This is a genomic window from Mycobacterium sp. E2238 (assembly GCF_001672665.1).
In the GTDB taxonomy this organism is placed as follows: domain Bacteria; phylum Actinomycetota; class Actinomycetes; order Mycobacteriales; family Mycobacteriaceae; genus Mycobacterium.
In genome coordinates, this window is record NZ_LZKF01000227.1 from 1 (window position 1) to 9,693 (window position 9,693).

At 66.8% G+C, this 9,693-nt stretch carries 9 protein-coding genes and 2 pseudogenes; 4 read left to right on the forward strand and 7 right to left on the reverse strand.

Going from position 1 to position 9,693, the window contains the following annotated elements; genetic code table 11:
• Positions 1 to 262: aldo/keto reductase (locus tag A5711_RS20965; protein WP_197520842.1), on the forward strand; the 262-nt coding region annotated here is incomplete at its 5' end.
• A gap of 77 nt (positions 263 to 339) precedes the next feature.
• On the opposite strand, the gene A5711_RS20970 is transcribed toward A5711_RS20965, so the two are convergent.
• The 3 genes from A5711_RS20970 to hisN form a co-directional block, all read right to left on the reverse strand.
• Entirely contained in the window at positions 340 to 1,545 is a 1,206-nt protein-coding gene (locus tag A5711_RS20970) for an acyl-CoA dehydrogenase family protein (RefSeq protein ID WP_067949915.1), read from the reverse strand.
• 20 nt (positions 1,546 to 1,565) lie between these two features.
• On the reverse strand, positions 1,566 to 2,975 hold the full coding sequence (locus A5711_RS20975; protein ID WP_067949917.1) for an acyl-CoA dehydrogenase family protein: 1,410 nt from the start codon (positions 2,973 to 2,975) through the stop codon (positions 1,566 to 1,568).
• 84 nt (positions 2,976 to 3,059) lie between these two features.
• Complete coding sequence (gene hisN / locus A5711_RS20980) at positions 3,060 to 3,848, reverse strand: histidinol-phosphatase (RefSeq protein ID WP_067949919.1); 789 nt, start codon at positions 3,846 to 3,848, stop codon at positions 3,060 to 3,062.
• A gap of 33 nt (positions 3,849 to 3,881) precedes the next feature.
• Here hisN and A5711_RS20985 point away from each other — a divergent pair, with 33 nt between their 5' ends.
• Entirely contained in the window at positions 3,882 to 4,211 is a 330-nt protein-coding gene (locus A5711_RS20985) for a hypothetical protein (protein ID WP_067949921.1), read from the forward strand.
• A 48-nt stretch (positions 4,212 to 4,259) separates the two neighbouring features.
• Here A5711_RS20985 and A5711_RS20990 read toward each other — a convergent pair whose 3' ends face one another.
• The 3 genes from A5711_RS20990 to A5711_RS21000 are packed head-to-tail and all read right to left on the reverse strand — an operon-like array spanning position 4,260 to position 8,005.
• The gene (locus A5711_RS20990; RefSeq protein WP_067949922.1) at positions 4,260 to 5,054 is read right to left on the reverse strand and encodes a slipin family protein; all 795 of its coding nucleotides are present in this window, start codon (positions 5,052 to 5,054) and stop codon (positions 4,260 to 4,262) included.
• The gene (locus A5711_RS20995; RefSeq protein WP_067949924.1) at positions 5,051 to 5,677 is read right to left on the reverse strand and encodes a hypothetical protein; all 627 of its coding nucleotides are present in this window, start codon (positions 5,675 to 5,677) and stop codon (positions 5,051 to 5,053) included. The genes A5711_RS20990 and A5711_RS20995 overlap by 4 nt, the downstream gene beginning before the upstream one ends.
• Positions 5,678 to 5,680: 3 nt before the next feature.
• Entirely contained in the window at positions 5,681 to 8,005 is a 2,325-nt protein-coding gene (locus A5711_RS21000; RefSeq protein WP_067949926.1) for a nitric-oxide reductase large subunit, read from the reverse strand.
• A gap of 194 nt (positions 8,006 to 8,199) precedes the next feature.
• On the opposite strand from A5711_RS21000, the gene A5711_RS21005 reads away from it, so the two are divergent.
• The gene (locus A5711_RS21005) at positions 8,200 to 8,985 is read left to right on the forward strand and encodes a universal stress protein (RefSeq protein WP_067949928.1); all 786 of its coding nucleotides are present in this window, start codon (positions 8,200 to 8,202) and stop codon (positions 8,983 to 8,985) included.
• 15 nt (positions 8,986 to 9,000) lie between these two features.
• Positions 9,001 to 9,330, forward strand: a pseudogene (locus tag A5711_RS27340) (group III truncated hemoglobin); the annotation flags it as partial.
• A gap of 198 nt (positions 9,331 to 9,528) precedes the next feature.
• Here the strand turns inward: A5711_RS27340 and A5711_RS21015 are convergent.
• Positions 9,529 to 9,684 (reverse strand): annotated as a pseudogene (locus A5711_RS21015) (cyanoglobin); the annotation flags it as partial.
• Positions 9,685 to 9,693: the final 9 nt, after the last annotated feature.

Genomic DNA, 9,693 nt, shown 5'->3' on the forward strand with positions numbered 1-9,693 from the left:
CGCGTTCGTTCCGTTTTTCCCCCTGGGGGCCGCCTTCATGCGACCCAACCCGGTACTCACTCACCAACTCGTGGTCGACGCCGCCGAGCGGCTGGGGCATACGCCGGCGCAGATCGCGTTGGCGTGGACGCTGAGCCTGGCGCCCAACGTGCTGCTGATCCCGGGGACGTCGTCGGTGCGACACCTCGAGGAGAACCTGGACGCCGCGTCCATCGAACTCGACGGCGACGTGCGCGAGGGGCTGAACGCGGTCGCTGCCTAAGTTTCGCCGAACGTGCACTCAGGGCGAAGAAATCGCCGAATTCCCGCCATGGTTGCACGTTCGGCGCGGACCGGGGGCTATTTGAGCTCGGCCGACGACAGGCCAAGCAGGCGGCGGGCGACCACCAACTGCTGGATCTGCTGGGTGCCCTCGAAGATGTCCAGGATCTTGGAGTCGCGCGCCCACTTCTCCAGCATCGATTGCTCGGAATAGCCTGCGGTGCCGGCCAATTCGACAGTCCTGAGGGTGACGTCGCTGGCCATCCGGCCGGCCTTGGCCTTACTCATCGACGCCTCTTTGGAGTTGGGGATCTTGTTGTCGGCCTGCCACGCCGCACGTAGCGCCAGCAGGTAGGCGGCCTCCCAGTCGGCCTCCATCCGCAGGAACTCGGCCGCCGCGGCGCTCTGGGCGTGTGACGGTTTGTCGTAGGAGATCTCCACCCCGGCCTCGGTGAGGATCTTGCGGATTTCCTCCAGGGCGGCGCGCCCGACGCCGATGGCCATGGCGGCCACAATCGGCCGGGTGTTGTCGAACGTCTCCATCACGCCGGAAAAGCCTTTGCCGACTTCGATTTCCGGGTTCCCCAGCAGATTCTCCTTGGGGATGCGGACGTTGTCGAACCGGATCGCCGCGGTGTCGGAGCCTTTGATGCCGAGCTTGCGTTCGAGCCGTTCGACCGTGACGCCGGGGTGCTCGCGCGGGACGATGAACGACTTGATCGCCGCGCGCCCCTGCGACTTGTCCAGCGTGGCCCACACCACGATGTGGGTGGCGCGCGAACCGGCGGTGACATAGATCTTTTCGCCGTTGATCACGTACTCGTCGCCGTCCAGCTTGGCGGTGGTCGATACCGCCGCCGAGTCAGAGCCGAAGCCCGGTTCGGTGATGGCCATCGCCGCCCACACCTTGCCCAGGCGTTCCAGCTGTTCTTCGGTGGCGACGGCGGAGATGGCCGCGTTGCCCAAGCCCTGATAGGGGACCGACAACATCATCGCGACGTCGCCCCAGCAAGCCTCCAAGGTCTGCAGCAGGGCGGCCATGTTGGCGCCGTTGTGGTTCTGGTCCCTGTCTTGGTTTTCATCGCCCAGGTTGTCGGCCCCGGCGAATTCGATCGATTCCGAGGCGCCGGCGAACAGGTTGTACAGCGTGTCGAGTTCGACCGGGTAGGCGTGCTCCTTGAGGTCGTACTTGCGCGCGATCGGCCGCATCAGCTCCGCCGCGCCCTGATGAGTCTTGACGACGACCGCTTGCAGCTTGCGGGGCAGTTCCAGATTGATTGCCATGGTTGAACTTTCAGCTCGTGTTAGATGACTACGACGCCCTCGGCGACGCCGATGGCCCGCAGGTCGCGATACCAACGCTCGACCGGGTGTTCTTTGGTGAAGCCGTGGCCGCCGAGCAACTGCACGCCGTCCAGGCCTATCTGCATGCCCTTGTCGGCGCCCAGCCGCTTGGCCAGCGCCGCCTCGCGAATGAATGGCAGGCCCTGTTCGGCCCGCGCCGCGCCGCGCCAGGTGATCAGTCGCAGCCCGTCCAGCTCGATCGCGATGTTGGCGCACATGAACGCCACGGCCTGACGATGCGCGATCGGCTCGCCGAAGGCCTCGCGCTCCTTCACGTAGGGCACGACGTAGTCGAGCACCGCGTGGGAGGTGCCCACCGCCAGCGCCGCCCAGCCCAGCCGGGACAGCGCGATGGCCTCCGAGTAGTCGTCATCGGTTGCCTCGTCCTCGCCCAGCCGCGCGCTCAGCGGGACGGTGACGCCGGACAGCTCGACGTGGCCCAGGGCCGCCGCTCGGATGCCCATGCTCGGATCCGCCTTGACGGTAAGGCCTTTCGTCGACGACTCGACGATGAACAGCGCGGGCCGCCCCTCCAGCTGCGCTCCGACGACGAACAACTCGGCGTCGGCCGCCGCCGGGACCAACGACTTCACGCCATCGAGGCGATAGCCGCTCGGCGTCCGCACCGCGGTGGTCTTCAGGCGGGTGGGGTCGAAGAGTGGTTGCGGCTCGGCGATCGCGACGCAGGCCTGGGGGACGTTCTCGCCGGCGAACTCGTGCAGATAGGTGGCCTGCTGGTCCGCGCTGCCCCAGTGGGTCAGCGCGGCGGCCACGCCCCCGGGGGCCAGGATCGGCAACGCGAGACCCATGTCGCCGTAGGCGAGCGCCTCGGCCACCAGCACGTTGGTCACGCTGGAGCGGTGCGCGGCGATGCCGTCGAAGTCCTCGGGGATGTTGATCGCGGTGATGCCCAACTCCGCTGCCTTGGCGATCAGGTCCGGTGGGTAGGTCGCCGCCTCGTCGGCGTCGTGCGCCGCGGGCCGCAGTACCTCCTCGGCGAATTCGCTGAGCGTCTCGACGATCATCTTCTGGTCGTCGTCGGGGGTCAGGTCGAAGTAGTCCTTGCCGCTCGACTTCAGCCGGGTCGGTCCGCCGCGCAGGTTCTGCAGCCGCTTGAACTCGCGGGACGCGGCGGCGGCGGTGGAGAAGACGGTCTTCGTGCCGTACTGCAGCCCCCGGTTGACCGGATCGCGCAGCCGGTACTTGTCCAGGAATTCCTGGCCCATCAGCGGGGTGAGCAGCGCGATGGCGATGTCGACGCCGGTGCGCTTGTGGGGTTGCAGCCCGATCCCGCTCTGCTGGTCTTTGCGTTTGCGACGCGAGCGGGCGGATTTCGAACTCTGTGTTGAACCGGAACCAGTGTCGGTCATGTCGGCAGCCTGTAGTAGTCGGGGCAGTGCGAATAAGCCTATCTTACTCCGGAGTAAGATAACAGAGAACAGTTGTTAACTAATTCACAGACCGCCGGCATCGAGAGCGCGAAGTACGAGTTCGTGCAGCGGCCCGTTGGTTGCCACCGCGCTGCCGCGGTGCGGCCCCGCGACGCCGTCCAGGCCGGTGAGCGTCCCGCCCGCCTCGCGCACCAGGATGTCGAGGGCCGCGAGGTCCCAGACGGACACCTCCGGTTCGGTGGCGATGTCGATCGCCCCCTCGGCCACCAGGCAATAGGAGAGGAAATCGCCGAAGGCGCGCACCCGCCACACGGCGTCGGTCAGCGAGATGAAGCGTTCCCGTAGGCCACGTTGCGCCCAACCGGACAGGCTGGAGAACGACAGGCTGGCCGAATCCAATTGTGTGACAGACGAAACCGAGAGCCGGCGGGGCGGCGCGCCGTTGACCGCGACGAAGGCGCCCTCGCCGTCCGCCGCCCACCACCGGCGCTGCAGGGCGGGGGCGCTGACGACGCCGACCGTGGGCACACCATCTTCGAGCAGTGCGATGAGACTGGCCCAGACCGGCACGCCGCGCACGAAGTTCTTGGTGCCGTCGATGGGGTCGATGATCCACTGGCGCCCGGTGAAAGTGGTCGTTCCGCCGAACTCCTCGCCGACGATGCTGTCGTGCGGCCGCTCGCGGCCCAGCGTCTCCCGCAGCTCGGTCTCCACCGCGCGGTCGGCGTCGGTGACCGGGGTCAGGTCCGGCTTGGTGTCAACGCGCAGGTCGAGGGCCCCGAACCGCGCCGACGTCAGCGTGTCGGCGCGGTCGGCCAGCGTCAGCGCCAACGTCAGATCGTCCCGGCTCATGACGCAGTCCTATCACGGCCCTACCATGGCGGCGTGTGGGAATTCGGCGTGCTGTTCCTGTTGGTGGCCGTCTTGGCGGTCGCTCTAGCCCAGCGGTTCCTGCCGCGCGGCCCCCGCGGCGATGTGCTGAACGGTACGTTGCTGGTCACCGGTGTGAGTCCACGCCCGGACGCCACCGGTGAACAGTTCGTCACCATATCCGGCGTGATCAACGGGCCCACCGTCAGCGAACACGCCGTGTATCAGCGCATGGCCGTCGACGTCGAGCAGTGGCCCACCATGGGCCAGTTGTTTCCGGTGGTGTACTCGCCGAAGAATCCGGACAACTGGCGGTTCGCACCGTCCGAGCCGCCCCCGGTATAGCTCCGTACGACGGGCGGGCGCGCCATCACCGCAAGTGGCGCTCGCCTGTCACCGGCGATTGTTGAAGTTGTCGACGATGCCCTGTAGCGCCTCGGGGTGTCGCAAGAACGGCGTGATGATGTCCACCGGCAGCGGGAAGACGACGGTCGAATTCTGGTCTGCCCCCAGTTCCAACAGCGTTTGCAGGTAACGCAATTGCAGCGAGGCGGGGCTCTTCGAGAGCGTCTCCGCCGCTTCACGTAGCTCTTCGGAGGCCTGCAGTTCCCCGCGGGCGTTGATGACTTTCGCGCGGCGTTCCCGTTCGGCCTCCGCCTCGCGGGCCATCGCCCGCTGCATCGACTCGGGAATCTCGACGTCTTTGATCTCCACGACGCGGACTTGCACTCCCCAAGGTTCGGTCTGCTTTTCGATGATCGTGCGCAGGTCGCTGTTGAGGTCCTCCCGGTGTGCCAGCAGGGTGTCCAAGTCCGCCCGGCCGAGCAGCGAACGCAGCGTGGTCTGGGCGATCTGGGAGGTCGCCACCGCGTAGTTCTCCACCGCCAGAATCGCTTTCAGCGGCTCCATCACCTGGAACATGACGACGGCGTTGACCCGGGCCGGCACGTTGTCGCGGGTGATCACCTCCTGCGGCGGAATGGTGAGCGTCACCAACCGCTGGTCGACGCGGATCATCTTGTCCAGGAAGGGGATGAGGACACGAAGCCCGGGACCGTAGAGCGGGCGCACATGCCCCATCCGGAAGACGATTCCGCGTTCGTATTCGCGCAGCACGGCCAGCGACCACCTCGCGAGCACGGCAAGCGTGACAATCCCAGCGACGACGACGATCACAACGGTGGTCATGTTGCCTTGCCCTCCTTGCTTTCCCAGCCGCCCCAGCGAGTGGAATACCTGTCGATCGCCGCGGCCGCCTGGTCTTCGAGCGCGGTGCGGTGGGGAAGGTGCTCCGGCCCATTGGACGGGGTGTTCCACAGGTGGCGGACCAGCGGCAGGCCGAGCAGTGCGACAACCCCGATGGTGCCCGTCAATACCAACACGTCGGCGCCCGAGTGATTGGCGACCAACATGGCCAGCGGCAACACGATTCCGAAGGCGGCCACGCAGCAGGCGATCCCGCGGTGGAACCGCCCAGCGTCCGAGTGCGGCCAAGGGTCCACCTCGCGGCTGATCTCCCGGCCGTGATCGGACGTCGTACAGCTGGACTTGACGGGACAGCTGTTACACACCACCGGTTGGGCGCGATATCGCATGACCCGGTGCCGCGGATCGAACGAAGTCGGCCACAACCAGTGGTCCTGCGGGCACACCCAGGCGTCATGATCGGGCCGGTAGGTGAATTGGCCTGTGCGCCAACGGGCCGCGCGCGCCGAGGCCCGCCGGGCCATCGAGTCGAAACTCCAGCCGACGGCCAGCAGGGCAAGGGAATAGCCGGCGATCAGCCAAACGGAGGCGGCCGGTTGAGTCACCGCTCAGTCCTTCGCCGACACCGCGGCACTGGTGTCCGGCTCGGTCGGGGCTTCGACGTACAGCGGATGTTCGGGCAACTCCTGAACCGTCGAGCCCGTCCGGAAATGCCGCAGCGCGGTCCAGGCGATCCAGACGAACGGCAGCACGCCGCCGACGATCAGGATGAGGTCGCCGGGCAGCCGGAGCCATTCCAGGACGGCGTTGCCGGGCCTGGTGATGTAGCCCAGGGAGCGCGCCTCGAAGTAGCCGTCGTTGACCGAGTGGTAGAGCTGCAGGACGCCGAGCGGCAGCAGGGTCACGAACACCATCCAGGCGAGGCCGATGTTCATGCACCAGAACGAGGTTCGCGCCAACCTCTCCGGCCACTTGTCGGCCGGGATCACGTAGCGGAACGCGAACATGGCCAGGCCGACGGCGAGCATGCCGTAGACCCCCATCATCGCGCCGTGGGCATGGTTGGCGGTCAGTGCGGTGCCGATCTGGTAGTAGGACACGATCGGCAGGTTGATCAGGAAGCCGAAGATGCCTGCGCCCAGGAAGTTCCAGAATCCGACGGCGACCAGAAACATGACCGCCCAGCGATGCGGGAAGGGTTTGGCGTCACCCGACTGCTGTCGCGAACCCAGCTGCAGGAACGCCCATGCCTCGACGGTGAGGAAGGTCAACGGAATGACCTCTGCCGCCGAGAAGAACGCGCCAAGCGCCATGTGTTCCACCGGGGTGCCGGAGAAGTACAGGTGGTGCATGGTGCCGATGACCCCGCCCGCGGAATACAGGATTACGTCGAGAAAGATCACGCCCAGCGCGATCCGTTCGCGCACCACGCCGAGCAACACGAACATGTAGGCCACCATCACCGTGGTGAACAGCTCGAGGAAGTCCTCGACCCACAGGTGCACCACCCAGAACCGCCAGAATTCGGCGACGGTGTAATGCGTGCCGCTGCTGGCCAATAGCCCGACGGTGTAGAACGCCGGGATCGCCAGCCCGGAGAAGAAGAACAACCACGGCATGTTCATCTTCGATTCGCCTTTGAGGCGCGCGCGCATGCCCCGGAAGATGATCGCAATCCACACGAACATGCCGATGATCAGCAGGATCTGAAACAGCCGCGGCAGGTCGAGATACTCCCACTGCTGGGACAGCAGCCCGTGCGGGATCACTCCGTAGATCGAGAGTGCCTCGCAGATCAGCGATCCGAACACCACTACCGCGACCGCGCCCAGCAACACGTAGGCCAGCAAGCCCTGACGGCGCGGTTCGCGGCGGGCGATGAACGGCACCAGGAAAATGCCACCGGCCAGGAAAGCCGCCGCGGTCCAGAACAGCGACAGTTGCACATGCCAGGTGCGGGCGAGGTTGTAGGGCAGCACGCGGGCCAGATCCAGCCCGAAAAAGTTCGACAGGTCGGCCCGGTAATGCTCGGCCGCCGCGCCCAACAGCGTCTGCGCCAGGAACAACACCGACACGATCGCGAAGAACCAGATCGTGGCCCGCTGCGCGGGCGTCAGGCTCACTTCGCCGGGCTGGCGGAAGGACAGCGTGGACGACTCCGCCCCGTGCCAGCCGACCTTCTGGCTCCAGCGCCCGTAGACCGCGAACATGACGCCGATGCCACCCAGCAGCGCGATCAGCGACAGCGCCGACCACACGATCACCGGCGCGGTGGGCCCGTTGTCGACGCGCGATTCGGCCGGCCAGTTGTTGGTGTAGCTGTACTTGTGGCCGGGGCGTTCGGCCGCCCCCGCCCAGGCCGTCCATGCGAAGAACGCCGTCAGGTCGTGGATCTGCGCCTTGTCGGTGATCATCTGGGGCAGTAGCCCGTATTTCGTCGAGTTCTCGCCGAAGAAAGCGGCGTAGTGGCGCTGAATGTGCTCGAACGCCGCGGCCTGCCGGTCAGTGAACACCAACGTCTTGGTGTTGCCGTTGTAGCGGTTGGTGCGGAATTCGGTGACCACCCGGTCACGCGGATCGGCGACCCCCTGCGCCCGTAGCTGATCGCCCACGTCCTGCGTCGCCATTCGCAGGTACTCCGCGGTGTAGTCGGGCCCCAGGTAGGCGCCATGCCCCAGCACCGAGCCGTATTCCATGAGGCCGCGCGTCTGGTAGAGCTCCTGCCCCCGGGTGATGTCGTCGCCGGTGAACAGCAGCTGGCCCGACTCGTTGACGACCTTGTCCGGCATCGGCATCGACGCCGAGTATGTGCGGTAGGCCAGGATGCCCATGACCAGGAAGCCGAAGATCATCACCAGGGCGACGCCCTGAATCCAGCCTTTGCCGACCAGCGGCTGCGAGGACGCTTGTCGAGCGGTCTGTTGAGCGGCCATCTGCGAGTCTCCCGTCTTCAAGCGTGTTCGCTCGTCATCGCGGTGGGAACGCGAATTTCAGCCGTCGCTGGTCCCAGGGGCCAATGGCCTCGATTTCGGGACCAATGCCCCTGGGGCAGAGACGTTCCCGGTCATACCGTCGTGGCTGAGCGACGTGAAAGTTCCCCGCGTACAGCTCAGCAGAGGAGACCGCGATGAGCAATAGCCATCCAGGTCCGGCGGTCGTCGTAGGGGTGGACGGATCGAGGGCGGCGACGCAGGCGGCGCTGTGGGCCCTCGATGAGGCGGCCAGCCGGAACATCCCAATGCGGTTGATCTATGTCGTCGATCCGCAGGACGCGTCCAGCGCGCAAGCGTGTGAGACGCGTCTCGCCGCAGCCCGGACGGCGCTGGCCGACGCCCATCGGTCCGTCGACGCCACCGGCGTTCCCGTCCAGGTCGAAACCGAGATCGTTTGCGGGAGGCCACTGACCAAGCTGACGGAGGAGTCGAGGTCGGCGGCCATGATGTGTATCGGTTCCATCGGGCTGAGCCATGCCTGCCATGGCGAACCCTCCGTAGCAACCTCCTTGGCCCGCTCTGCCCGGTGCCCGCTGGCCGTGATCCATCAGCCTGCGAGACGGTCGACACCCCCGAAGGTCGACAGCGTCGTGGTCGACGTCGACAACGGCATGGTGCTGCGGCACGCGTTCGACGAGGCCAGGCTGCGCGGAGCCACACTGCACGCGCTCTGGGTATGCCCCGAGGACGCGCACGATGGAACGCGTTCGGCGCAAGCGCAATTGAGTCGACGACTTGGGCGGTGGACGCGGCTGTATCCCGACGTCCGGGTGGAGTCCGCGATCGTGCGGGGCAGTGTGGAGCAGTACATCCGCGCCCACTCCGAAGCGGGCCAGTTGCTGGTCACCGACTCTCATGCCGCTGAGCAGGCCTGCAACGCGGCGCATTCCGTGCTGGTGATCCGGTGCAGCAACTTATGAGAGTGGGGTGTGGCGATGGCTGAAGCGAGTGCGGATCTGACCGACCGCGCCGACGTGGAGGCGTTGCTGCGCCGCTTTTATGGGCGGGCGCTGAACGACGAGGTTTTGGCCGAGCCGTTCGCCGGACTGCGCGCCGTCGGGCTGGACGCGCACGTGCCGACGATGTGCGATTTCTGGGAGACCGTTTTGTTTCGCGCGGGACGCTACCGCGGTAGCGCGCTGCAGGCGCACCGGGACATTCACCGGCGAACCCCGCTGTCCCACCGCCACTTCTTGCGGTGGCTCACCATCTGGCACGCCACGGTCGACGACATGTACCGCGGACCGGCCGCGGACCGGGCGAAAGAAGGCGGCATGGCCGAGTTCCCCAAGGACCACGCCGACAAGTTGGCCGAGTGGCTCGCCTCACGCCAGCCCAAGCTGGTGACCTCGGCGCACTGGGAGATCATCGACCGCCATGAGCGGGCGGCCGGCGAGCCGCACGGCCGCCCCCGCGTCAAGCTGCCCAACCTGGCCGAGCTGCTGCGGATCAGCCACGGCTGATCAGGGGGCGACGGTGGCGAGCAGTTCGGGCGCATCGAGTCCGGTCAGCCGGCGGTGCATGGCCCAGGCGATCCTGGCGGCCTGAACCTTCGCCCGGTCCGCGGCCGGTCCGCGGTACATGTCGTCGACCGTGGCGTGCCAGATGGTGAGCCACCGCCCGGATCA

Bases quoted from the DNA above. Each gene is read 5' to 3' on its own strand.
- A5711_RS20970 (WP_067949915.1), bottom strand. From the start codon at position 1,545: ATGGCAATCAATCTGGAACTGCCCCGCAAGCTGCAAGCGGTCGTCGTC.
- A5711_RS20975 (WP_067949917.1), bottom strand. From the start codon at position 2,975: ATGACCGACACTGGTTCCGGTTCAACACAGAGTTCGAAATCCGCCCGC.
- hisN (WP_067949919.1), bottom strand. From the start codon at position 3,848: ATGAGCCGGGACGATCTGACGTTGGCGCTGACGCTGGCCGACCGCGCC.
- A5711_RS20990 (WP_067949922.1), bottom strand. From the start codon at position 5,054: ATGACCACCGTTGTGATCGTCGTCGTCGCTGGGATTGTCACGCTTGCC.
- A5711_RS21000 (WP_067949926.1), bottom strand. From the start codon at position 8,005: ATGGCCGCTCAACAGACCGCTCGACAAGCGTCCTCGCAGCCGCTGGTC.
- A5711_RS21005 (WP_067949928.1), top strand. From the start codon at position 8,200: ATGAGCAATAGCCATCCAGGTCCGGCGGTCGTCGTAGGGGTGGACGGA.